Origin of the sequence: Nonlabens ulvanivorans (assembly GCF_032922765.1) — a bacterium.
Taxonomy (GTDB): domain Bacteria; phylum Bacteroidota; class Bacteroidia; order Flavobacteriales; family Flavobacteriaceae; genus Nonlabens; species Nonlabens ulvanivorans.
Map to the genome: position 1 here is coordinate 353,882 of NZ_CP136694.1, position 23,963 is coordinate 377,844.

The 23,963-nt window shown below is 35.4% G+C and carries 21 protein-coding genes; 11 read left to right on the top strand and 10 right to left on the bottom strand.

Annotation, left to right across the window (positions count from 1 at the left end; translation table 11 throughout):
- Positions 1 to 43: 43 nt before the first annotated feature.
- From R1T42_RS01550 to R1T42_RS01595, 10 genes are all read right to left on the bottom strand, one after another.
- Complete coding sequence (locus R1T42_RS01550; RefSeq protein WP_317291031.1) at positions 44 to 2,788, bottom strand: tetratricopeptide repeat protein; 2,745 nt, start codon at positions 2,786 to 2,788, stop codon at positions 44 to 46.
- Between the two features lie 271 nt (positions 2,789 to 3,059).
- The gene (locus R1T42_RS01555; protein WP_317291032.1) at positions 3,060 to 3,791 is read right to left on the bottom strand and encodes a phospholipase D family protein; all 732 of its coding nucleotides are present in this window, start codon (positions 3,789 to 3,791) and stop codon (positions 3,060 to 3,062) included.
- A 64-nt stretch (positions 3,792 to 3,855) separates the two neighbouring features.
- Positions 3,856 to 4,869, bottom strand: coding sequence for a methylmalonyl Co-A mutase-associated GTPase MeaB (gene meaB / locus R1T42_RS01560; protein ID WP_317291033.1), 1,014 nt, complete (start codon positions 4,867 to 4,869; stop codon positions 3,856 to 3,858).
- Positions 4,870 to 5,289, bottom strand: coding sequence for a hypothetical protein (locus R1T42_RS01565; protein ID WP_317291034.1), 420 nt, complete (start codon positions 5,287 to 5,289; stop codon positions 4,870 to 4,872).
- Positions 5,290 to 5,516: 227 nt separating this feature from the next.
- Positions 5,517 to 8,915 (bottom strand): preprotein translocase subunit SecA, encoded by a 3,399-nt coding sequence (secA, locus tag R1T42_RS01570; protein WP_317291035.1) that lies wholly within the window; start codon positions 8,913 to 8,915, stop codon positions 5,517 to 5,519.
- A 121-nt stretch (positions 8,916 to 9,036) separates the two neighbouring features.
- A complete protein-coding gene (locus R1T42_RS01575) occupies positions 9,037 to 9,258 on the bottom strand; it encodes a DUF2795 domain-containing protein (protein WP_036581376.1) in 222 nt (73 codons plus the stop codon).
- A gap of 152 nt (positions 9,259 to 9,410) precedes the next feature.
- On the bottom strand, positions 9,411 to 9,983 hold the full coding sequence (locus R1T42_RS01580) for a cob(I)yrinic acid a,c-diamide adenosyltransferase (RefSeq protein ID WP_036581373.1): 573 nt from the start codon (positions 9,981 to 9,983) through the stop codon (positions 9,411 to 9,413).
- A gap of 320 nt (positions 9,984 to 10,303) precedes the next feature.
- Positions 10,304 to 10,651, bottom strand: a complete 348-nt coding sequence (locus R1T42_RS01585; RefSeq protein WP_317291036.1) for a carboxymuconolactone decarboxylase family protein — start codon at positions 10,649 to 10,651, stop codon at positions 10,304 to 10,306.
- On the bottom strand, positions 10,644 to 11,483 hold the full coding sequence (tatC, locus tag R1T42_RS01590; protein WP_036581364.1) for a twin-arginine translocase subunit TatC: 840 nt from the start codon (positions 11,481 to 11,483) through the stop codon (positions 10,644 to 10,646). The genes R1T42_RS01585 and tatC overlap by 8 nt, the downstream gene beginning before the upstream one ends.
- A 1-nt stretch (position 11,484) precedes the next feature.
- The gene (locus R1T42_RS01595; RefSeq protein WP_317291037.1) at positions 11,485 to 12,450 is read right to left on the bottom strand and encodes a KpsF/GutQ family sugar-phosphate isomerase; all 966 of its coding nucleotides are present in this window, start codon (positions 12,448 to 12,450) and stop codon (positions 11,485 to 11,487) included.
- An 86-nt stretch (positions 12,451 to 12,536) separates the two neighbouring features.
- On the opposite strand from R1T42_RS01595, the gene recQ reads away from it, so the two are divergent.
- From recQ to R1T42_RS01650, 11 genes are all read left to right on the top strand, one after another.
- On the top strand, positions 12,537 to 14,732 hold the full coding sequence (recQ, locus tag R1T42_RS01600) for a DNA helicase RecQ (RefSeq protein ID WP_317291038.1): 2,196 nt from the start codon (positions 12,537 to 12,539) through the stop codon (positions 14,730 to 14,732).
- 228 nt (positions 14,733 to 14,960) lie between these two features.
- On the top strand, positions 14,961 to 15,548 hold the full coding sequence (locus R1T42_RS01605; RefSeq protein ID WP_317291039.1) for a hypothetical protein: 588 nt from the start codon (positions 14,961 to 14,963) through the stop codon (positions 15,546 to 15,548).
- 133 nt (positions 15,549 to 15,681) lie between these two features.
- Positions 15,682 to 16,614 carry a peptidylprolyl isomerase gene (locus tag R1T42_RS01610; protein ID WP_317291040.1) on the top strand — a complete coding sequence of 311 codons (933 nt, stop codon included), beginning with the start codon at positions 15,682 to 15,684 and terminating at the stop codon, positions 16,612 to 16,614.
- A gap of 157 nt (positions 16,615 to 16,771) precedes the next feature.
- Positions 16,772 to 17,863, top strand: a complete 1,092-nt coding sequence (locus tag R1T42_RS01615) for a BT_3928 family protein (protein WP_036581353.1) — start codon at positions 16,772 to 16,774, stop codon at positions 17,861 to 17,863.
- Complete coding sequence (locus R1T42_RS01620; protein WP_317291041.1) at positions 17,860 to 18,936, top strand: ABC transporter permease; 1,077 nt, start codon at positions 17,860 to 17,862, stop codon at positions 18,934 to 18,936. Before R1T42_RS01615 ends, R1T42_RS01620 begins: the two co-directional genes overlap by 4 nt.
- A gap of 21 nt (positions 18,937 to 18,957) precedes the next feature.
- Positions 18,958 to 19,710, top strand: coding sequence for a triose-phosphate isomerase (tpiA, locus tag R1T42_RS01625; RefSeq protein ID WP_042270275.1), 753 nt, complete (start codon positions 18,958 to 18,960; stop codon positions 19,708 to 19,710).
- Positions 19,700 to 20,284: a DUF1287 domain-containing protein gene (locus tag R1T42_RS01630; protein WP_317291042.1), complete on the top strand. Its 585-nt coding sequence runs from the start codon at positions 19,700 to 19,702 to the stop codon at positions 20,282 to 20,284. Before tpiA ends, R1T42_RS01630 begins: the two co-directional genes overlap by 11 nt.
- Positions 20,274 to 21,125: a 50S ribosomal protein L11 methyltransferase gene (gene prmA, locus R1T42_RS01635; RefSeq protein WP_317291043.1), complete on the top strand. Its 852-nt coding sequence runs from the start codon at positions 20,274 to 20,276 to the stop codon at positions 21,123 to 21,125. The genes R1T42_RS01630 and prmA overlap by 11 nt, the downstream gene beginning before the upstream one ends.
- 60 nt (positions 21,126 to 21,185) lie before the next feature.
- Positions 21,186 to 21,461 (top strand): ATP-dependent Clp protease adaptor ClpS, encoded by a 276-nt coding sequence (locus R1T42_RS01640; protein ID WP_042246653.1) that lies wholly within the window; start codon positions 21,186 to 21,188, stop codon positions 21,459 to 21,461.
- 149 nt (positions 21,462 to 21,610) lie between these two features.
- The gene (locus R1T42_RS01645) at positions 21,611 to 22,282 is read left to right on the top strand and encodes a TetR/AcrR family transcriptional regulator (protein ID WP_317291044.1); all 672 of its coding nucleotides are present in this window, start codon (positions 21,611 to 21,613) and stop codon (positions 22,280 to 22,282) included.
- Positions 22,283 to 22,285: 3 nt separating this feature from the next.
- On the top strand, positions 22,286 to 23,959 hold the full coding sequence (locus tag R1T42_RS01650; RefSeq protein WP_317291045.1) for a peptidase domain-containing ABC transporter: 1,674 nt from the start codon (positions 22,286 to 22,288) through the stop codon (positions 23,957 to 23,959).
- Positions 23,960 to 23,963: the final 4 nt, after the last annotated feature.

A 23,963-nucleotide genomic window follows, 5' to 3' on the forward strand; every position in this document is an offset into this window, starting at 1 on the left:
ACTATTCAATTCTAATAAGTGAATTACTAACTTAAGTAGCAGTTTACATTAAATATTTATCAATACTAACTATTTCGGTCGCACGAGTAGCTTCCTTTTTGTTAAGCTCTTTATACTTTATAGCTAATTTATCATCCATCTGAATATAACCCCAACCGTTCCAACCAGATTCAAAAGAATCTACATTTAAGTAGAATTCATTACTTGAATCTTTCGCAAATAAATAAGAAGGCATACCATAATAATTTTGAGGTATTCTGTAAACTTGAACTATCGTATATCCTTCAGATAAAAGTTCATCAATATGTTCTTTATCAAAAGCTGTTTCGGAATCAGATTTATACCAAGAAACTTGCCTAAGAGGGTTTTGCTTATTTTCAAAATCGAAATTAAATAAAGTTTTTAGAAAATCTTGATTATCAGTTGAATCAATGTTCTCATCTTTAACTATTGAAATCATCTCAAAATAGTTCTTTGAAACAAATAGAATAAATCTATAAACAAACTCCTTATTGTACTGTGATATAAATGAGAAAATTGATCCCATTTCTCTAATTATTTTTACTCCTTCTACACACGCGATAGCTGAGTAGTTTTTAGATTCGAAAATTTCATCAAAAATGTCTAGTATCTTATTGTATGCAATTTCTCTTTCACCATCACGATTATTTTTTCCTTCAACAATTCTTCTGTAAGCAGAAGCTCTATATGTACCAAGCATTATATCCCATGAATGAGTTTTCCAATTAGAGGTGAATTCGATAATTTGTTGATATTTACCTTGAAATAAATAGGACAGCAGATACAATTTTAAAAGAGAATAGCTAAATTTTCTTGATGATTTTTCTATTTGATCCAGTTCTCTTTCTATGAGTCTTTGAAAAATATCATTGGCTTCATCGTAAGCGCCGGAGTTGAAAAGATTTAATCCTTGGGCTTTTAAAGACCTTGGATTACGATCGTCATAGGCAAGGGACCTTGTAATTAAATCCATTTCACTAGCAGAATCTTTAAGATGGTTGTAGATTCTAGAATAGTGATATAATAATTCATGGTTTTTAGAATTATGATTTAATAAGTCACTAAATCTATTTTTTAAATTAGAAATTTCTGTTGTATTTCTTGCTTTACGATTTAAGTATTTATTTAAATCAGCTATGGCAGCTTGGATCGATGGATCAGCATTTGAATCAACGAAATCTTCATCGAAAGAGGTTATACCTAGTTTTAGGTTTCTACTAATCTGTTCTTGAATTTTTAAATTTCGAGTTTTTAAACTAAAAGCAATCTTATTTCTAATTTCAATATTTCTTGGATTTGTCAATAATAAATCTCTTATTGAATTACTCAAATCAAATCTATCATTACCAGATTCACTGGAACTACGAATTATCAAACTAGTTTTAGATAGTTCATTTATTGATTCTGATACATCGTCTTGAGATGTTTCTAAAAGTTCTACCAAATGGTTTTTACTAGAAATTCCTGATACGTAGATAGCTTCTAGAATAGAAATTGAGGTTTCAGTCATCGATTCTATCAAATTTGAATAGGAGAATGCAGCTATTTCCTTCTGTGAAGTCGATATAGATTTGGTAATGTCATTTCCTTTTATGTAAAGATCAATGGTAAGTCTAATAGCTAATGGATTATTGTTAGCTTTCTTTGCAATCGTTTCTAAATCATCCTGCTTAAAATCACTGAATCCTCTTTTTCTAAGGTAACTTCTACTTAAATGAATAGCATGTCTTTTTCCTAATGCTTGTAGTGGTACCGTCGTGGCTGAGTCAATAGAGATTCTGCTAGTGACAATCACTCTCCATAGTAATGGAAGTTGCTCATTAAATTTTTTAAACTCCTCTTGATTGTCGATAAGTAATGTCTCCAAATTATCAATACATATTAAAATTTTCTCATTCTCTAATTTTATACATGCTTGTTCGAAACTTAAGGTATCGTCAATACCATAAATTCCTTGAAGGTCAGTTAATATACTTAATTCTATTTGTTCAATTCCATCAATTGCTTCTATGCTTTCAATCCCATCAGCTGTTAGTTTCTCATTTTTTAAAGAACAAAATAGAATGGAATTAATTTTTTCTGCCCATTTTGGGCTTAAACTAATATCTCTTAAAAACTGAAGAATTAACGCCGTTTTTCCAACTCCACCAGGTGCGACTACAGCAATTAAATTATTTCTATTCTTCGATAATGTTAATTCTAAATCTTTGAACTCTTTATCTCGTCCAAGGAGACCTGTTATTTCGTGATCAAAAGCATTAGGAAGAGTGTTTAAAATAGCCCATGAAACATTATTAATCCATTCTTCCGGTGGTGCAGAAATTTTATCTTCTAAAGCAGAATTAAGGGATTGCCTCACTTCATTAAGTCCGAGTTGTATTATTAATGGGTCACTTGCTATTGCTGCTGAACGAAACCAATAAACATCTGGAAAAGGTCTGTTTGGGTGACTAATTGCGTTCCTGATATCAAAAATGTTAAGTAATGAGCAGTATTTTTTTAACTGTTTCATTTTACTTTCCATTGAAGTACTAATAGTCGCCTTTATCGCTAAAGTAAAGATGTCATCTAAATAGCTTGATTCTACTAGCATTTTAATTCCAGAATCTTCTGTCAACAAAATGTTTGATATGGAATTTACACTATCTTCATTTTTCTCAAACGATGTCAATCCTAATTCTGAATTTAAAACATAGTTTCCTAATGTCTTTTCCAAGGCATAAATTACCATTGCACTCTTGATTCTTAAAATGTGTTGATCTAACATATGGAATAGTTTCAATTTTTAGAAATTAATTATTTTATATTAATTCCTGATTTATTTTCAATTTACCTAAAAGTACTTTATTCAATTTATGGAAATCCGTAATTCATTTAAATTAATTCTCAACCCCAACAATTCTCCAGCCGCATTAAAAGGACTTTTTACCTTACTCAAAATTTCTTGTTCTAGAACTGTCAGTTTTGCAATCACTTCTGGGCGGTTATAGAAGTTGGTTTTAATGGCGTCTTCTATCGGTTGATGGAACCAGTAAGGATTACTTTAAAATATGTTCAGCAATACTTTCTGGCCAAACCACAAATTTCCCATATTGACCGCTTTTTTCAATCCCGCCAACTTCTTTTCCTCGTTTGGTAGTAATCCAATCGTCTTCTTTCTTGTACATCAATTTTTTATCGGTAAACCAGCTGTTTACTTTACGGCTGCTTAAACCTGTTATTTGGGATAGTTCTTTTGTAGTCAATAGCTTAGAGCTAGAGCTGTTTTTAGTTTGTACAATTTCTGATATTGTTTTTTCAGCCTGTTTCTCAATATTTTTATCAACTTTCGTTACAGACACTCTGATTTCTTCACTGATGGTTAATAGTCTTTGAACTTCGTCAGAAATGTCATTATATAAATCAGGATCTTTATCTTTAGTAACATGAATTCCCATTTCATCGTTATTTTGCTGTGAAAAGGAATATAGGTTCATAGAAGTTACAATAGCTTCGTTTTCATTGATGTAACATTTTGCGTGAAGGGAACTGCAAAGGCTAGTTCTAATGCCTATTTGACTTTCTAGCCAATTGCTTTCTGCTACTTGAAGTTTATTCTCTCTGTAGATAATTCTTATATCTCTTTTCTGAATATTTAAATTTTCTAGATGATCCTTTACTCTTTGATGGAACTGTAGATATGGACTTATTAAAATTAATCTATCCTTTGTAGTTTTAATAAGTTCTTCTAAATGATATGATACACCTGTGGTATTTAAAAATTTAGCCATTTTGAGTTTGATTTATAATATTTAAAGATTTTCTAAACTCAAACCTAACTCTTTTCCTACATTATCACAACCCCAACAATTCCCCAGCCGCATCAAAAGGACTTTTTACTTTACTCAACACTTCCTTTTCTAAAACAGCTAGTTTTGAGATTACTTCTGGTCTGTTATAGAAGTTGGTTTTAATAGCGTCTTCTATCGTTTGATGGAACCAGTACAATTCTTGTGCGTTGCGTTTGATGTTAAAGCTTTGGTTATTGGTAGCGTGTGTTTTATAGTTGTCAATTTCTTCTATGACTTCTGTGATACCTACACCATTTAAACCACTGCAAGTCAATACCTGTGTAGGCCAGCCGTGGTCTTTTTGTGGCATGAGGTGAACGGCGTTTTTGAACTCGCGTCGGGCATGTTTTGCGGCGGTTTGATTCTCGCCATCGGCTTTATTGATGATGATGGCGTCTGCCATTTCCATAATACCTCGTTTGATACCTTGTAAATCATCGCCTGCACCTGCGAGTTTTAAGAGTAAGAAAAAGTCGGTCATGGAATGTACTGCGGTCTCGCTTTGTCCTACGCCTACGGTTTCTACAATGATAAAGTCGTATCCTGCGGCTTCACACAAGATGATCGCCTCGCGTGTTTTACGTGCCACGCCGCCCAATGTTGTTCCTGCAGGACTTGGTCTTATAAAGGCTTGGTCGCTTTTAACCAATTCTTCCATTCTGGTTTTGTCTCCTAGAATGCTTCCTCGTGAGATGTTGCTGGATGGATCTATAGCGAGTACGGCGACTTTTTTACCTCGCTGAATGAGTTCTTTTCCTATCGCTTCGATAAAAGTGGACTTTCCCACACCTGGCACGCCAGTTATTCCTAGTCTAAATGATTTCCCTGACTTTGGTAAGGCTTGTTTTATAATCGCTTTCGCGAAAGCGGAATCACCACTAGCGGTACTTTCTACCAAAGTGATCGCACGACTTAACGCACTTACCTGACCAGCATGTAAGTCCTTAAAAAGTGAATCGACATCAACAGTTCCTTTCTTACGTCGTGCTCGAGGATTAATATGTGAATTAGTGACCAATTATGCTTTTTGTGTGTGTTTTATTGCTAGAGTACCGCCTATGTAGGCCATTGGAATATATGCCAGTGCGATATCCATAATGGTAAACCATGCAGGACCTGGCAGCTTCATATTTACAGCGATACCACCGATGAGAAAAAAGACACCTATTCCCATCGCAAATTTCATTTTGTGAGTAGCAGCAAGACGTGCTGCTATGTAAGCACCTACCAAGGTACCTAAAGCATGGGCTAAAAATGGAAAGATAAAATTTTCAATACCAAAATTGGGCATGGCTTTTTTTAAAGCTTCCATATCACTTACATCTACACCTTCAATAGGGACCACAAAATTACCCAATTCTATAAATCCCATGTTAACAACGTTACCTATGACTACTCCAGCAAGTACGGCTAGAATGTTTTTTACAATTGGATTCATAATGGTTGGCTTTTAAGATTTAAAAATAGGGATTTTTAAGTTGTTTGAGTTTCTAAAGAGTGTCGGTTTTTCAACCTTTCCGACCAAAACTCGCTTTCGCTCGTTTTGCCCACCTTTCCTCATCTGAGGAAAGGTGCTTTTCTTAGTATAATTACAAACAAAAAAATGCCTTACTAAACAGAAAGGCATTTTTGAAATTATCTTTTCGCAATAGCGAGATTATAGAATTATCGTTCTAGAACCCATTCTCCTTTATTAATCAAAGGGATAGCGGCTTTATACTTCACTTCTTTAGTCTCGCCGTTCATTACATTCTTAATAGTCACTTTATCATTACGGCCAATTTTAGGCTGGTCACGAGTAATGGTTTCAGTTACTGGTGGACGTTGTCCTGCGTTACTAGCTCCAGCACCTACGGCACGGTTTTGTGCAGCACGTTCATCACTGTTTAAGATTTCTTCTTTTTGAGTAGTGGTTTTTTCTACCTTGCGTTGTTCTGCCTCTTGAATAGCTGCAGTGTCTCGTGTAGGTAAATCGCCTTTAAACATAAAGCTGATCACTTCTTTATTTACCTTATCAACCATTTTCTTGAAAAGCTCAAAAGCTTCAAACTTATAGATTAATAATGGGTCTTTTTGCTCGTGAACGGCTAGTTGAACACTTTGCTTTAATTCATCCATCTTGCGCAAGTGCGTTTTCCAAGAATCATCGATAATGGCCAGTGTAATGTTCTTTTCAAAATCAAGGACTAATGATTTTCCTTGAGATTCATAAGCCTCATCTAAATCTGTAGCAACGTTTAAAGTTTTTATTCCATCTGTAAATGGTACAGCGATGCGCTTGTACTGGCGCTCATCATTTTCATATACATTTTTGATGACTGGATACACCTCTGTAGCGGTGCGTTCCATTTTTTCTTTATAATGCTGGTAAGCTGCTTTATAAACTATACCGGTAATGGTTTGCTCATTTTTAGAACCGAACTCTGCTTCAGAAACTGGGCTACTCATTGAGAAGTAACGCATGATTTCAAATTCAAAGTTTTTGTAATCTTGAGCTTGTTTATTAGTCTCGGTAACAACCTCGGCAATATCATAGACCATGTTTGCAATATCTACTGCAAGACGATCGCCAAACAAAGCATTATAACGGCGCTTGTAAATCACTTCACGTTGCGCGTTCATCACATCATCATATTCTAGTAAACGCTTACGTACACCGAATGCGTTTTCTTCTACTTTCTTTTGAGCACGTTCAATAGACTTAGAAATCATAGAGTGCTGAATTACTTCGCCTTCTTTCATTCCTAATCTGTCCATGGTTTTTGCCATACGCTCAGAACCGAAGAGTCTCATTAAGTTATCCTCTAGAGAAACATAGAATTGAGAGCTTCCCGGATCACCTTGACGACCAGCACGACCACGTAATTGTCTATCTACACGACGTGAATCATGACGTTCTGTACCTATAATGGCAAGACCACCAGCGGCTTTTACCTCATCAGACAATTTAATATCTGTACCACGACCAGCCATGTTAGTAGCAATGGTAATCTGTCCAGGATCACCAGCTTGTGCTACAATCTCTGCCTCACGTTTATGCTGTTTTGCATTCAGTACGTTATGATCGATTCCTGCACGTTGTAAGGTGCGACTTAAAATCTCAGAGATCTCAACTGAAGTTGTACCTATTAATACTGGACGACCAGCTTGTTTTAATCGTGTTACTTCTTCTATTACAGCGTTATACTTTTCACGTTTTGTTTTATAAACTAAATCCTGACGGTCATCACGTGCGATAGGTCTGTTAGTAGGTATTTCTACTACATCGAGTTTGTAGATTTCCCAGAATTCTCCTGCTTCTGTTACCGCTGTACCTGTCATACCAGATAGTTTGCGATACATACGGAAGTAGTTTTGTAATGTAATGGTAGCAAAGGTTTGCGTTGCATCTTGAATTTTTACATTCTCTTTTGCTTCAATCGCTTGGTGTAGTCCATCGCTATAACGACGACCATCCATGATACGACCGGTTTGCTCATCTACAATCATTACTTGCATTTCTTGCACTATACCATTAGGTGTGCGTTTCTCATGCGGTTGTACTACATACTCCGTATCTTTTTCAAATAAGGTATAAGCTTTAAGTAACTGGTTTAAGGTATGTACACGTTCTGATTTTATGGAGAATTCACGGAAAAGATCTTCTTTTGCTTCTGCTTGTTCTTCTATACTTAAACCAGAGTTTTCAATTTTTCCTATCTCCATTCCCATTTCTGGCATGACAAAGAAGTTAGGATCATCCTGACCAGATAGGTAATCGATACCTTTATCAGTAAGTTCTACTTGATTATTCTTTTCATCAATAACAAAGTAAAGAGCCTCATCTACTTTTGGCATTTCACGATTGTTATCTTGCATATAGAAATTCTCCGTTTTTTGAAGAAGAGTTTTAATACCTTCTTCACTTAAGAATTTTATAAGCGCTTTATTTTTAGGCAGTCCTCTATATACACGCAATAATTGCATTCCGCCTTCTTTAAGGTCGCCATCAGTAATTAATTTTTTTGCTTGTGCAAGGGTTTTGATTAACTCAGTGCGCTGCACTTGTACAATACTTTCTACAGGAGCTTTGAGGACATCAAACTCTTGACGGTCACCTTCTGGAACTGGTCCAGAGATAATTAATGGAGTACGTGCATCATCAATAAGAACAGAATCGGTTTCATCAATAATAGCATAATTATGACGTCTTTGAACTAGATCTTTAGGACTGTGCGCCATGTTATCGCGCAGGTAATCAAATCCAAACTCGTTATTAGTTCCATAAGTGATATCTGCGTTGTAAGCATTTCTACGTTCTTCAGAATTAGGTTTGTGATAATCGATACAGTCTATCGTTAAACCATGAAATTCAAATAATGGACCTATCCATGCGCCATCACGTTTTGCTAGATAATCATTTACAGTTACAACATGAACACCATTACCTGAAAGAGCATTAAGGTAAACAGGTAAAGTAGCTACAAGAGTTTTACCTTCACCAGTTTGCATTTCGGCAATTTTACCTTGATGCAATGCGGCACCACCTATAAGTTGTACGTCATAATGAATCATGTCCCATACGATAGGTTTACCAGCGGCATCCCACGAGTTTTGCCAGACAGCATCATCACCTTCTAGACTTACATAATCTTTATTTGCAGATAGGATACGGTCTTGTTCTGTTGCTTTTACTTTTATCGTACTGTTGTGGAAAAAGCGTTTTGCAGTTTCTTTTACAACGGCAAAGGCTTCAGGTAATAATTCATTTAAAGTGACTTCACCTTGTTGATAAGCAACATCTTCTAATTTATCAATTTCATTATAGATATCTTCTCGCTTATCGATGTCACTTTCATTGTCAGCATCGGCTTTTAGAGCTGTGATTTTAGCAACAGTATCAGCTTTTGCAAGAGCGATTTTTTCTTTGAATTCTACCGTTTTATGCCTTAATTCATCTATTGAAAGTTTTTCCATAGACGGCTCGATAGCTAGGATTTTATCAACTAAAGGTTGAATATCTTTAACATCCTTTTTGGCTTTATCGCCTACAAATACTTTAAGTACGGAATCTAATAGTCCCATTATGTGGTTATTTAATTGGTTTATAGTGGTTTATAAAAACACACGTTCCAGTTGCAATATCTAAAAATTAAGGCAAAAAAAAAGCCTCTTTACGAGACTTTTTAAGCAGCGATTACCGCTATTAATATTCGTCCTCATTCCAGAGGTAGTCATCGTCTGTAGGGTAGTCGGGCCAGATCTCTTCAATAGAGTCGTACATTTCACCTTCATCTTCAATTGCTTGAAGGTTTTCTACCACTTCCAGAGGAGCACCTGTGCGAATAGCGTAATCAATAAGTTCGTCTTTCTCAGCAGGCCAAGGTGCGTCACTTAAATAAGATGCTAGTTCTAATGTCCAGTACATAGTTTTACCGTTTTAATTTTTGCAAAAATAAACTTCTTGTGAATTTATGCAAGTTATTTTTGAATTAATGATATCAAGATTTACAAGAGCGTGTAAGCTTTTGAGAATCAAAATGTTTTTGCTGAAAAATACTCTTCAGTTGCCCCACGTTTTTAATACTTCTTTGGGATCCATTTGATTTCTTCTGCTTGTAGGTCTTGTGACAATTTACGTGCCAAGACAAAAAGATAGTCAGATAGTCTATTTAAGTACTTTAATACTTGAGTATCTATAGGTGATTGTGCATGTAATTCGGTCGCGAGTCGCTCTGCACGACGACACACCGTACGTGTGATATGACAAAATGACACCGATTGATTGCCGCCAGGTAAGATAAAGTGAGTCATAGGTGGTAACTCTTGGTCCATGGCATCCATTTCCTTTTCAAGTACTTCTATTTTCTCATTGTTTATTTTAGGGATGTTTAATCGCTCTTTACCATTTTTAAGTATAAGTTTTTCAGGATCAGTTGCCAGTATGGCACCTGCGGTAAACAAATCGTCCTGTATTTGAATCAAAATACTTTTAGTGTGGTCATCTACAGGTTGATCTCTTATAAGTCCTATCCATGAGTTTAATTCATCAACGGTACCATAACTATCGATACGTAAATTATGTTTAGGTACTCTAGTGCCGCCAAATAATGCTGTGGTTCCTTCGTCACCTGTTTTAGTATATATTTTCATTTTTGGTAGGTTATGCATTGAAATTTAAGAATCATCTTTACTTCATCTCTCTGCCTTCTCTGTTATCTTTAAATCTAGCTTTTAAATTATTGCGATAACTTTTTCTTTTTTGTAGTCGCAACTTACGATTCTTATTACTTAACCAAATAAAAAAGAAGATTCCGCCAAAACCAAAAAGTCCCCAATAAAACATAAATGCTAATTTCTCAAATATAAAATAGAGCAACTAGAGTAGCCAATTTCTATTGATGTTGATTATAAAAAAAACTTCTATCCTGCATAGGATAGAAGTTTTGTAAATTTCAATAGATCATAAATGATTATGATTGTTTCTCTACGGCGTCCCAGTACTCATATGCACGTCGTAAATGCGGTATCACGATGGTTCCACCTACTAATGTTGCAATGGATAGAGCTTCAATAACCTCTTCTTTAGTCAGGCCAGCTTTGTGGCTTGCTTCTAGATGGTATTTCACACAGTCGTCACAACGCAGTACGGTACTGGCAACAAGGCCTAATAACTCTTTAGTTTTTTTATCCAATGCACCTTCTGTAAATGCATTAGTGTCTAAATTAAAGATACGTTTGATGATCTTATTGTTGTCCTCAAGAATGGCATCGTTCATTTTCTCACGATACTCATTAAATTCTTCTACGATTTTACTCATTGTTTAAAGCAGCTAATTTCTGTTTGCGTTTATTTCTGAGTACAAACATCGATATAAAAATGCTTAGCTCATATAAAATTAACACAGGTATAGCAACTATGACCTGACTTTGTATATCTGGTGGTGTAATAACGGCTGCTACAATAAGGATAAGTACTAGCGCATATTTGCGATACTTTCTCATTCCTTGTGGAGTACAAAGACCTATTTTAGTTAAAAAATAAACAATAACCGGTAGCTCAAACATGAGTCCGCTAGCAAGTACACTAGCCCTTATTAACGCGATATAACTCTGTAAGTCTGGTTCAAATTTAATTCCATCACTCAAATCATAAGTAGCAAGAAAATGAACAGATAGTGGTGCAATGAGGTAATATCCAAAAACAACACCCATAAAGAATAGAATCGAGCTTATAATGATAAAACCACTGGAGTACTTGCGCTCATTTGCTTTAAGGCCAGGAGATATAAATTTCCAGAATTGCCATAGGATCCATGGGAATGCCGCAACAAAACCTACTGTTATAGAGGTCCATACATGTGCGCTAAAAAGATCAGACATCTTACGTGATTGAGGCATGAAGTCTAGTTGAGGATCACAAAATTCACTTTCTACACCTATAAATCGCCCAACATCACACAAAGCGCCATAAGTAACAAAATCTTTACTCTTAGGGCCAAAAATAATAGTGTCAAATATAAATTCAGTAAAAATAAATGCAACGATAGCTGCGATAAGAATACCTAATATAGAGCGTATGAGAGACCAGCGCAGCTCTTCTACGTGGTCTAGAAATGACATATTGTTAGGGTCTGCCTTTTTACGTGCCATGTTATAAAATTCCTTCTCTGATTAAATCGTGGATATGAACCACTCCAGCATATCCATCATCATCAACCGCGACTAGTTGAGAAACATTATACTCTTCCATCACTTCACGAGCTTGCACAGCCATATCGTCTGCAGCGACGGTTTTAGGTGATGTGGTCATAATATCTGCGGCGGTAAGACTATCTATGTCTTTTCCGGTAGATAACATACGTCTTAAGTCTCCATCAGTTATGATACCTGTTAACTTAGAGTCATCTACAACGACGGTCATTCCTAAGCGATTCTCTGATATGTTAACAATTACATCTCTAAGAGAACTCTTTGAATTTACTTGCGGTTTTGTGTTTTGATCTATAAGTTCTTGAACTCTTAAATATAACTTTTTTCCTAGCGCACCACCTGGATGATAACGAGCAAAATCTTTATCTGTAAAGCCTTTTAATTCTAACAAGCAAATCGCAAGCGCATCACCTACCACTAGTTGAGCAGTTGTGCTGGTTGTAGGGGCAAGACCGTTAGGGCATGCCTCTTCTTCAATAGGTGCATGAAGAATAAAATCTGCCTCTTTACCTAAAAAAGAATCTCTATGACTAGTGATCGCTATTAATTTATTTTCAAAGTTTTTAATTAAAGGAACCAGAACTTTAATCTCTGGTGTGTTACCACTTTTTGAAATACAGATAACGACATCGTTCCTTTGTATAATCCCTAGATCACCGTGAATAGCATCAGCAGCATGCATGAAAATAGCAGGTGTGCCTGTTGAATTCATTGTTGCTACTATCTTCATCGCTATTATGGCGCTTTTACCTATACCGGTAATTATAACTCTTCCTTGAGCAGTATGGATGTGTTGTACCGCTTTCGCGAAAGCGGAATCTAAACTATTTTCAAGGTTTTTAACCGCCGCAGACTCTATGCGAATCGTGCGTTTTGCTACTTCTAAAATATTATTCTCAGTGTCCAAAAAAGTTAATTGTTTTTTATGGTTTGTAGAAAAAGATAAAAATCGTAAATTTCAAGTTACAAAGATAAGTAAAACGTATCAGCCCCATGCCAGAATCGTCTACAGGACTAGAGGAACAATTAAAGAAGTATTTCGGATTTGACCAATTCAGAGGATTACAGAAGAAAGTAATTACATCACTACTTAATAAGGAAGATGTATTTGTAATAATGCCTACCGGTGGTGGGAAATCTCTTTGTTATCAATTGCCAGCATTAATGCAAGAAGGAACCGCTATTGTGGTTTCTCCTTTAATAGCATTAATGAAAAATCAAGTAGATGCCATACGTGGTATCAGTGATTATGATGGAGTAGCTCATGTATTGAACTCTTCATTATCAAAAACAGACATTCAACAAGTAAAGGATGATATCTCCAATGGTATTACAAAATTACTTTATGTCGCTCCAGAGTCACTTACTAAAGAAGAATATGTAGACTTTTTAAAAGGTGAGAAGATTTCTTTTCTTGCTGTAGATGAAGCGCACTGTATAAGTGAATGGGGACACGATTTTAGACCTGAGTATCGCAATCTGCGCAAAATTATCGACCGTATTGATGAAGGTATCCCTATTATAGGGTTGACTGCAACGGCAACGCCTAAAGTGCAAGAAGATATTCTTAAAAATTTACAGATATCAAATGCGACTACTTATCAAGCATCTTTTAACAGACCTAATCTTTATTATGAAGTACGACCTAAAACATCGCAGGTAGATGCAGATATTACTAGGTTTATAAAACAACATGAAGGTAAAAGTGGTATTGTTTATTGTCTGTCACGTAAACGTGTAGAAGAACTAGCTCAAGTATTACAGGTAAATGGTATTGATGCCGTTCCTTATCATGCTGGACTAGATGCAAAAACTAGAGTATTACATCAGGATAAGTTCTTAATGGAAAACTGTGATGTCGTTGTAGCTACCATCGCTTTTGGGATGGGAATTGATAAACCCGATGTACGATTTGTTATACATCATGATATACCTAAAAGTATTGAGTCCTATTATCAAGAAACTGGGCGTGCTGGACGAGATGGTGGAGAAGGACATTGTCTAGCGTATTATTCTTATAAGGATATTGAAAAGCTTGAAAAGTTTATGGCTGGAAAGCCTATTGCTGAGCAAGAAATAGGTCACGCTTTACTACAAGAAATGGTTGGGTATGCTGAGACGAGTATGAGCCGTAGGCAGTTTATTCTTCATTACTTTGGTGAAGAGTTTGATCCAGCTACTGGCGATGGTGGTGACATGGATGATAACATGCGTAATCCAAAACCACAAAAAGAAGCTGTTGAAGAAGTTAAAAAATTAATACATGTAATTAAGTCTGCCGGGCAACGTTATAAGGCCAAAGACATCGTGAATATAATAATAGGTAAGTCCAATGCGATGATTAGCTCTCATAAGCTAGATCAACAAGACTTTTTTGGTAGTGGTAAAGACAAAGAACCTACTTACTGGATGGCATTGATAAGACAGATACTAGTCGCGCGATACATAAAAAAGGACATTGAATCTTATGGAACTTTAAGGCTATTAAAAGAAGGTGAAGAGTTTTTAAAGAATGGGAAGTCATTTATGATGACTGAAGATCATACCTATCCTGAAAACGCTAGTACCACAGTGATTGCTGCTGGTCAAGGTGGTGCAGTAGATGCAGCACTAGTTAAAATGTTGAAGGAACTACGCAAGAAAGTAGGCGCCCAAAAAAATGTTCCACCATACGTTGTTTTTCAAGATCCTTCCTTAGATGATATGGCTACTAAGTATCCTATTAACATGGAAGAACTAGCAAACATTCATGGCGTAGGAGAAGGAAAGGCTAAAAAGTATGGAGCAAAATTTATTGAGCTCATACAGCGCTATGTCGAGGATAATGACATTACAAGGCCAGACGATTTAATTATTAAATCAACTGGATCTAAATCTGGAAACAAACTTTATTTTATTACTAGTATAGATCGTAAATTGAGTTTTGATGATATAGCTAGTGCAAAAGGAATGGAAATCGATCAGTTGATTGAGGAATTAGAAAGTATAGTCTATAGTGGTACTCGCCTTAATGTAGGTTACTGGATTGATGAAGTACTCGATGAAGATCAACAAGAGGAGTTACACGAGTATTTTATTGAGTCAGAATCAGACAAAATAGAAGATGCCATGGAGGAATTTGACGGTGACTATGAAGAAGAAGAAATACGATTATATCGCTTAAAATTTATTAGTGAAGTGGCAAATTAAATAATTGCTTTTAGTACAAATAATCAAAAACGCTCTTAAAATTTAAGAGCGTTTTTTTATTCAGTATATTATTTATAATAAAGTTAATTATCACGATTTCAATCAGTTATTGAAGAGTGGTTTATGTTTTACGCAAACGTTTGCGTAAATGGCACGAGATTTGAAACCTACCTAATAAGCGAACGCCGAAAAGCTTATAGAGTAGGCAAAACCCTAAATATTAAAGTCATGAAAAAAATGATACTTTTAATGGCAGCTGGTCTGATGATGATGACTACTGCACAGGCAAACGAAGTTCTTGTAAACCAAGATAATTTACAGGGTGAATTAACACGTTACCGCAATGCGCAACCAGTTCTTTTTGCTCTTAATAATGTAGACTATGCTGTTTTTCCAGATGGTCGTGTTGAGTTTGAATTACCTAATACAAGACAGGTTTATGGTAATAACAGTAACTATCGCAGATATGATACGAATAGACGATCTTCAAATCGTTCTAACAATCGCATAAATGTAAAATACAACCGTAAAGGTCAAGTAACTAAAATAGGCAATACTCGCATCTCATATTTTGCAAGTGGTCAAGTGGCTCGTATAGGTCATCTTAATATGGATTATACTCGTAGAGGTGGAGTTTTAAATCAAGTTGGTGGATTAGAGGTGAGATATAACCGTAATGGTAAATTAATAGCAGCTCGTGGTCAAATTAACTTAAGAGAACGTTTAACTCATAATCAAGATTTTGGTCATTTTCCAGATGATAATCACGATGATTGGGATGATGGAGTTTTCTTTAAGCGAGGAACTACAGAATAATTATTACCAATATATATTAGTAAGCCACCACAACAAAATTGTTGTGGTGGCTTTTTTTATAAGAATTTGTGAATAAGCTATGAGTTAGACATTACGTTGATTGCGTATCTTTGCAGCCTTAAAAAAAGAAGACATGCAAGAAGGTATTTATGCAAAATTTAATACGACTAAAGGTTCAATTCTGATTCAACTTCACTACGATAAAACTCCTGGTACAGTTGGAAACTTTGTAGCCTTAGCCGAAGGTAATCTAGAAAACAATGCTAAACCACAAGGAACACCATATTATGACGGGTTAACTTTTCATAGAGTAATTCCTGATTTTATGGTACAAGGTGGGGATCCACAAGGATCTGGTGCAGGTGGACCTGGTTATAAATTTGATGATGAATTTCACCCAGAACTACGTCACGATGGTCCTGGAGTATTAAGTATGGCAAATGCTGGTCCTGGAACAAATGGTTCTCAATTTTTTATTACCCATGTAGAAACGGCTTGGTTAGATGATAAGCACACCGTTTTTGGTAAAGTTGTAGAAGGTCAGGATGTTGTAGATGCTATCGCACAAGGAGATTCTATTGAAACTGTAGAAATTATTAGAGAAGGTGAAGCAGCGCAATCTTTTAATGCTGTAGAAGAGTTCCGTCAGTTTGAAGGAGCTGCTAAACTACGTGAAGAGCAGGCACGCAAGCAAGCTGAGCAAGATCTAGATGAAATTGCTGCAGGATTTGATAAAACAGAAAGTGGATTGCGTTATAAAATTATTCAAGAAGGTAATGGTGCGCAGGCAGAGAATGGTAAAACAGTTTCTGTACACTATAAAGGAATGTTGCCTAACGGTAAAGTGTTTGATTCAAGTTTTGAGCGCAAGCAGCCTATTGATTTCCAATTAGGAGCAGGACAAGTTATTTCTGGATGGGATGAAGGTATTGCATTACTTAAAGTAGGAGATAAGGCTAGATTAGTCATTCCTTCTCATATAGGTTATGGTAGTGCAGGAGCTGGTGGTGTTATCCCACCTAATGCTACACTAGTATTTGACGTTGAATTAGTAGGGATTAAATAATCCTTAGTTACTATACTTTTAAAAGCATCGGTTTTAAAAAGCCGATGCTTTTTTTATTGCTCACCTTTTAGAACACCACTAAAAATCTCATAAACTAAACCAGCAAAAGCCGACAACTCAGCCCTAATTCCTATATTTGAATAACTAAAAAAATATAATGAAAGCACTGGTTCAATTTTGCAGATGGTTTGTAGGTATCCTGTTTATTTTTAGCGGATTAATTAAATTAAATGATCCACTAGGTTTTTCTTATAAACTAGATGAATATTTTAGTGCTGCGGTTTTGGGATTAGAATTTTTACAGCCGTTAGCCTTACCTCTTGCTATATTTTTAGTCATTTTTGAAGTGGTTTTGGGTGTGATGTTGCTCATAGGTTTTCAAAAGAAATTTACGATTTGGTCCTTATTATTAATGATTGTATTCTTTACGTTTCTTACCTTTTATTCTTGGGCATTTGATAAAGTGACAGACTGTGGTTGTTTTGGGGATGCCATACCTTTAGTGCCGTTTGAGTCTTTCCTTAAAGATGTATTGCTTACTATTTTAATTGTGATCATGTTTTTTAATATGAAGTATATTCAACCGCTTTTCGCGAAAGCGTCTTTGAAATACATCATTTTAGTAGTCACTATATTTTGTTTTGCAATAGCTTATTATGTGTTAATGCATTTACCAATCCTAGATTTTAGAGCATATAAAGTAGGTGTGAATATTGAAGAAGGAATGGCAGAAGATCCTAATAATCCAGATGTATATGCATATGATTGGTATTATACTATAGATGGAAAAGAGGAAATCGTCTCAACTGAAGGAGCGCCGCCTAGCGGTTATCCAAAGTATGATAAAGTGGAGCCACGACTAGTTGAAAAAGGATATGTGCCACCTATTCATGATTTTTCTATTGAAAGAAATGGAGAGGATTTTACTGCAGATATACTTTCTAAAGAGAAAATTGCTGTAGTAATTACCTATAACTTAAGTAAGTCTGAGAGTGAAGGTTTATATAAATTAAATGCCTTTATTGACCGTGCAGAAAGTGCTGGATATGAAGTCCTAGCATTAAGTGCGTCTAGCGATAGTCAAGCACAAGAGATCATGAAAAAGTATGGATTTGAAACTACTTTCTATGTTACTGATGAAACGGCACTTAAAACTATTATACGATCTAATCCAGGAATCATGCTCTTAGATAAGGGAACCATAATAGCAAAATCACACTGGAACGATATCGATAGCCTAGAGTTATGATATCATATGCGCTGCGCAAAATAGGCTATGCTTTACTTACTCTTTATGGAGTTGTAACAGTAGTTTTTTTACTCTTTTACCTATTGCCAGGTGATCCTGCACAAATGATGATGGGACAAAATGAAAGTGCAGACCAACTAGCCATTGTAAAACATAAGTATGGTTTTGATCAGTCTATTGGTACACAGTATCTATATTTTTTAAATGATTTATCACCGTTATCCTTTCATAGTACAAAGACATCTGATTTTACTTATGATGACGGCTTAAAATATACGAGTGTGGCATTGCTTACAATTGGAAATATTAGGACTGTTTTAAAATTTCCTTATCTACGTCAGTCTTTTCAGAAAACAGGGAAAAATGTAAGCACTGTCATAGGTGAAACCTTGCCTAATACAATGATCCTTGCTGTAGCAGCGATAAGTGTAGCACTAGTTTTAGGCTTATTCTTGGGTGTGATATCTGCATTATATCGTGATGGCTGGTTAGATAAATTCATACAGGTAGTAAGTACCATGGGGATGAGTGTACCATCCTTTTTTAGTGCCATTTTATTTGCATTTTTATTTGGCTATGTCTTGCATGAATTTACTGGATTAAAAATGAGTGGAAGTCTGTATGAAATGGATGATTATGGAGAGGCAATGCACCTTCAATGGCGCAACTTGATATTACCGGCTATTGTTTTAGGGATAAGACCGCTTGCTGTTATTGCTCAATTAATGCGCAATAGTTTATTAGAGGTGATGAGTCAAGAGTATATAACCACCGCATATGCAAAAGGTCTAACAACCTTACAAGTTATAAAAAGGCATGCTTTTAAAAATGCTTTAAATCCAGTAGTTACTGCGGTTAGTGGTTGGTTTGCTAGCATGCTTGCTGGCGCAGTATTTGTTGAATATATCTTTAATTGGAACGGACTAGGAAAAGAGATTGTGGAGGCACTTAACACATTAGACTTGCCCATAATAACAGGAGCAGTTTTAGTTATTGCTACGCTCTTTATAATTATCAATATCTTTGTAGATGTAATTTATGTATGGCTCGATCCTAGAGTTAAATTAGATTAATATCATTTTAAAAATAATACGATGAGAAAAAATATAGTTGCAGGTAATTGGAAAATGAATTGTGATTTATCCATGACGCAAACCTTAATAGGTGACCTGAAAAAAGGACTTAAGGCAGATTATAACTGTGAGTTGATGATAGCACCTTCTCATCCATGTCTATATCCAGCATTCAATAGTACATTAGATACACCTATAGAAGTAGTGGCTCAAAATGTATGTGAACAAGAAAAAGGAGCTTTTACAGGAGAAGTTTCTATTGATATGCTACAAAGTGTAGGTGTTAAAACTGTTATTGTTGGACATTCAGAGCGACGTGATATCTATGCAGAATCTGATGAGCTGCTTGCTGCAAAAACTCTTGCTGCAGTAGAGAAAGGTATGCGTGTTATTTTTTGTTGTGGAGAGCATCTAGAACAGCGTAAAGCTGGTAATCATGTAAGTACAGTAACGGCACAAATTGAAAAAGGTCTTTTTCAATTAAATGCTTCTCAAATGGAACAAATTGTAATAGCATATGAGCCAGTATGGGCAATAGGTACTGGAGAAACAGCTAGTCCAGAACAGGCGCAAGATATGCATGCAGATATTAGATCGTTTATTCAGGCAAAATATGGGGACATGACGGCCAGACATACAAGCATACTTTATGGTGGTAGTGTGAAACCTAGCAACGCTGCAGAGATTTTTGCAAAGCCAGATGTTGATGGCGGATTAGTAGGTGGAGCATCACTAGACGCAAAATCCTTCCTTGCTATTGCAGATGCATTTTAAAACATTACTGTTAACCGCGTTTCTTTTAATCCCATTTGCCGGAATTTGTCAAACTACTTTTGGGTGGCAACTTGCGCATGCTGCAGATGAACTTACTAAGGATGATGTGGTCTATAATGGCGCATATTTCTCAATAGATTATCCTGGCGGCGATGTGCCATCTGGTTATGGAGTTTGTACAGATGTCATCATAAGAGTATATAGATCAGTAGACATTGATCTTCAAAAAGAAGTACATGAGGATATGAAGAAAGACTTCAGTGCTTATCCACAAAACTGGGGTTTAACTCGTACAGATAGTAATATAGACCACAGGCGCGTGCCTAATTTGAGACGCTTTTTTGAACGACATAACAGCTCTATAGCAGTTACTTCATTAGAGTCAGATTATTTACCAGGAGATATAGTAAGTTGGGTACTATCTAATGGATTAACTCATATAGGCATCGTGAGTAGCAATAAAATTAAAGGGACTAATAGATATTATATAGTCCACAATATAGGAGCAGGACAGGTATATGAAGACTGTCTGTTTCAATTTAAAATAACAGGACATTACAGATATGAGCCATAGCGTCACAGATCAAATTTACATTGAATATCAATTTACAATAACACCGCTTCAGCCGTGGAACGATGTTTTAATAGCTCAACTAGGTGAGGCAGGATTTGAAAGCTTTGTTGAAACAGAAACAGGTGTAACAGCTTATGTATTGAAATCACTCGATAATGATTCTATACTAACTGATGTAGAGGTTTTGAGCAATGAGTTAGTTGATATCGCTTTCGCGAAAGCAGAAATAGAACCTACCAACTGGAATGCTGAGTGGGAAAAGAATTTTAACCCAATCACTGTAGACAACCGCTGCGAGGTAAGAGCGCCTTTTCATGAAGCGACTGGTGTAGAATACGATATCGTTATTGAACCAAAAATGAGTTTCGGTACAGGTCATCATCAGACCACTCATATGATGATCCAACATTTGTTAAATGAAAATTTAACCGGATTAAGAGTCTTAGATATGGGTAGTGGTACAGGAGTGCTAGGTATTCTTGCCCAAATGCGTGGTGCAATTGACGTCGATGCAATAGATATCGATACCTGGTGTTATGAAAATGCTATCGAAAATGTTGAACGTAATAAAGCCGATAAAGTAAAAGTGATCCTAGGTGGTGCAGAACAGTTAGAAGGCAAAATGTATGACTTTATTATAGCAAATATTAATAGAAATATCTTACTTCAAGATATACCAGTGTACGGTGAAAGTTTAAAATCTGGTGGAACCATACTTTTTTCTGGATTTTACACCGAAGACCTAGAATTAATTAAAGAAGCCTGTAATAAAGTAGGTATTCAATACGACTCACATATGGTTAGAGATAACTGGGTAGGGTTAAAAATGATAAAGAATTAAAATTTAAGACGCTTTTAAAATTTAGATTAATATCTTTTTTAACTTTGTAATATGATGATTATGAGTACAAAAGAAAAAGTGTCTCCAGAGTTAGACTTAGAGATACTAGAACAAGCAGAAAATAAGATCGTTCTTTACAATGATGAGGTAAACACCTTTGATCATGTAATAGATATGTTAGTAGCGGCATGTGACCATACTCCATTGCAAGCAGAGCAATGTTCTATGATCGTCCATTATAAAGGGAAATGCAGCGTTAAAACAGGTGCGTATAAAGATTTAGAACCACGCTGTACAAAACTGCTTGAGGCAGGATTAACGGCAGAGATTGAATAGAATAATCTCGATTTCATTTTAGAACCTGTGAGAATCACAGGTTTTTTTATATCTCAAAATTAAATGAAAGTCTTGGTATTGTTAAATAATACTAAAACTATTTATCATTAATAGTAATACTATTATGTTTGTATGGTAATACAATCACTATGGACCAATTACTACAAAACCTGAAGGTGCAGATCAATGATAAAATCTTTGTCAAAGATCCTGAATCGTCTGAATTAGGCCAGCGTATCATTAGCAACAGTATAACTATGATTCATGAAATGGGCTTTGAACAATTTACCTTTAAAAAACTAGGTAAGTCAATAGGCTCTAATGAGAGTTCTATTTATAGATATTTTGAAAATAAACATAAGCTATTGTTATATCTAACTTCATGGTATTGGGGCTGGTTAGAGTATCAATTAGTGATTGAAACTTTAAAGATTACAGTGCCCACAGGTCGCTTGAGTAGAGCGGTTGAGATTATTACACAACCTATAGAGCAAGACTCAAAGTTTGAACATATTGATGAGGTTGTTTTAAATAAAATCGTCATTGCAGAATATTCTAAATCATATCTTACAAAAGAGGTCGATGAAGAAAATAGAAGCGGCTACTTTACTATTTATAAGAGATTAGTAGAAAGAGTAAAGGATATGATTTTAATGGTGAATTCAGATTACCCATATCCTTCTTCATTAAGTAGTACGATATTAGAAGGTGCTTTACATCAACATTTTTTAAAAGATCATTTTAAAAACTTAACAGATTGTAACGATCAAGTATCTCCTACAGACTATTTTAAACATTTAGTATTTCAAACTTTAAAATAAATCATGGCAAAAAGTAAGAATATTTTAACCGCATGGCAGCGCTTAGTAAGAATGCTTAAGTTGGATAAAAAAGATGTGCGTCAGATTTTTTATTATGCCATATTTGCTGGATTAGTTGGTTTATCCTTACCATTAGGTATACAGGCAATTATTAATTTAATACAAGGTGCACAAATCAGTACCTCGTGGATTATACTGGTTATTTTAGTAACCTTAGGAGTTGCTTTTGGTGGTGTATTACAATTAATGCAAATTAGAATTACAGAGAACATACAGCAAAAGATTTTTACACGTTCTTCTTTTGAATTTGCATATCGTTTTCCTAAAATGAAAATGAGTGAACTGCATGGTATATATCCGCCAGAACTAGCAAATCGTTTTTTTGATACACTTACGATACAAAAAAGCCTTTCTAAGATTTTAGTAGATTATCCTACAGCTTTATTGCAAATTATCTTTGGTTTACTATTACTCTCGTTTTACCATCCATTCTTTATAATTTATGGATTTCTACTAGTATTGCTGGTCTATATCCTGTTTAAATTTACAGCACAAAAGGGTCTCGATAGTAGCCTTATGGAGTCTCAAAGTAAATATAAAGTAGCACATTGGTTACAAGAGGTAGCTCGATCAATTGTAAGTTTTAAACTATCTGGGAAGACAACACTTGCAGTAGATAAAAACGATCAACTTACGTCTGAATATTTAAAGCATAGAGAAAAGCATTTTAATGTTTTAATCAGCCAGTTTACACAGATGATAGGTTTTAAAGTTCTAGTTACTGCAGGATTGCTGTTAATAGGTGGTATTCTAGTATTGAGTCAGGAAATGAACATAGGTCAGTTTGTAGCTGCAGAGTTGATAATCCTTATTATTATCGGTGCTGTTGAAAAATTAATCACAGGCCTAGAATCGGTTTATGACGTTTTAACATCATTAGAAAAATTAGGTAACGTGGTGGATAAAGAATTAGAGCCTATGGATGGTGAAAAGCCATTTAAAGATGACGATAATTTTTCTGTTGACTTAGAGCATGTTACCTATGAAGTAGAGGACAGAAGTTTGCCTATCATAAATGATGTTTCACTTAAAATTACTCAATCCTGTAATATCGCTTTAAGAGGTAGTAATGGTAGTGGTAAAGCAACTTTATTGAGACTCATAACCGGTATCATTGAACCTACACATGGTAATATATATGTCAATAATACAGATTTACGAGGTGTCAATTTAAATTATTACAGGTCTCACATAGGTCAGTCACTAACTGAAGAGTCACCATTTGAAGGTACCTTAAGGGAGAACATCACCTTTGGTGATCCTGAAATTACAGATGATCAAGTATACTGGGCTTTAAGTAAAGTAGGTTTAAACAGTTTTTTGAAAAAATTACCTCAAGGTTTAAAGACAATGTTATTCCCAGAAGGAAAACAACTATCCTACACCGTATCTAAAAAAATCGTTTTGGCTCGCAGTATAGTGCGCAAGCCTAAGATGTTAATACTCAAAGATCCATTAGATCAATTTGATGATGCCGAGGCAGATAGAATTATGGAGTTCTTAACAGATAAAAGTAATGGATGGTCCTTAGTAGTAGTGAGTCAAAATCCAGCGTGGATTACTAAATGTAGTCGAGTAGTGACACTTGATCAAGGAAAATTAATAGAAGATAAATAAAGAA

Bases quoted from the DNA above. Each gene is read 5' to 3' on its own strand.
- R1T42_RS01550 (WP_317291031.1), bottom strand. From the start codon at position 2,788: ATGTTAGATCAACACATTTTAAGAATCAAGAGTGCAATGGTAATTTAT.
- R1T42_RS01555 (WP_317291032.1), bottom strand. From the start codon at position 3,791: ATGGCTAAATTTTTAAATACCACAGGTGTATCATATCATTTAGAAGAA.
- R1T42_RS01565 (WP_317291034.1), bottom strand. From the start codon at position 5,289: ATGAATCCAATTGTAAAAAACATTCTAGCCGTACTTGCTGGAGTAGTC.
- secA (WP_317291035.1), bottom strand. From the start codon at position 8,915: ATGGGACTATTAGATTCCGTACTTAAAGTATTTGTAGGCGATAAAGCC.
- R1T42_RS01575 (WP_036581376.1), bottom strand. From the start codon at position 9,258: ATGTACTGGACATTAGAACTAGCATCTTATTTAAGTGACGCACCTTGG.
- R1T42_RS01580 (WP_036581373.1), bottom strand. From the start codon at position 9,983: ATGAAAATATATACTAAAACAGGTGACGAAGGAACCACAGCATTATTT.
- R1T42_RS01585 (WP_317291036.1), bottom strand. From the start codon at position 10,651: ATGAGTAAAATCGTAGAAGAATTTAATGAGTATCGTGAGAAAATGAAC.
- tatC (WP_036581364.1), bottom strand. From the start codon at position 11,483: ATGGCACGTAAAAAGGCAGACCCTAACAATATGTCATTTCTAGACCAC.
- recQ (WP_317291038.1), top strand. From the start codon at position 12,537: ATGCCAGAATCGTCTACAGGACTAGAGGAACAATTAAAGAAGTATTTC.
- R1T42_RS01605 (WP_317291039.1), top strand. From the start codon at position 14,961: ATGAAAAAAATGATACTTTTAATGGCAGCTGGTCTGATGATGATGACT.
- R1T42_RS01610 (WP_317291040.1), top strand. From the start codon at position 15,682: ATGCAAGAAGGTATTTATGCAAAATTTAATACGACTAAAGGTTCAATT.
- R1T42_RS01615 (WP_036581353.1), top strand. From the start codon at position 16,772: ATGAAAGCACTGGTTCAATTTTGCAGATGGTTTGTAGGTATCCTGTTT.
- R1T42_RS01620 (WP_317291041.1), top strand. From the start codon at position 17,860: ATGATATCATATGCGCTGCGCAAAATAGGCTATGCTTTACTTACTCTT.
- tpiA (WP_042270275.1), top strand. From the start codon at position 18,958: ATGAGAAAAAATATAGTTGCAGGTAATTGGAAAATGAATTGTGATTTA.
- R1T42_RS01630 (WP_317291042.1), top strand. From the start codon at position 19,700: ATGCATTTTAAAACATTACTGTTAACCGCGTTTCTTTTAATCCCATTT.
- prmA (WP_317291043.1), top strand. From the start codon at position 20,274: ATGAGCCATAGCGTCACAGATCAAATTTACATTGAATATCAATTTACA.
- R1T42_RS01640 (WP_042246653.1), top strand. From the start codon at position 21,186: ATGAGTACAAAAGAAAAAGTGTCTCCAGAGTTAGACTTAGAGATACTA.
- R1T42_RS01645 (WP_317291044.1), top strand. From the start codon at position 21,611: ATGGACCAATTACTACAAAACCTGAAGGTGCAGATCAATGATAAAATC.
- R1T42_RS01650 (WP_317291045.1), top strand. From the start codon at position 22,286: ATGGCAAAAAGTAAGAATATTTTAACCGCATGGCAGCGCTTAGTAAGA.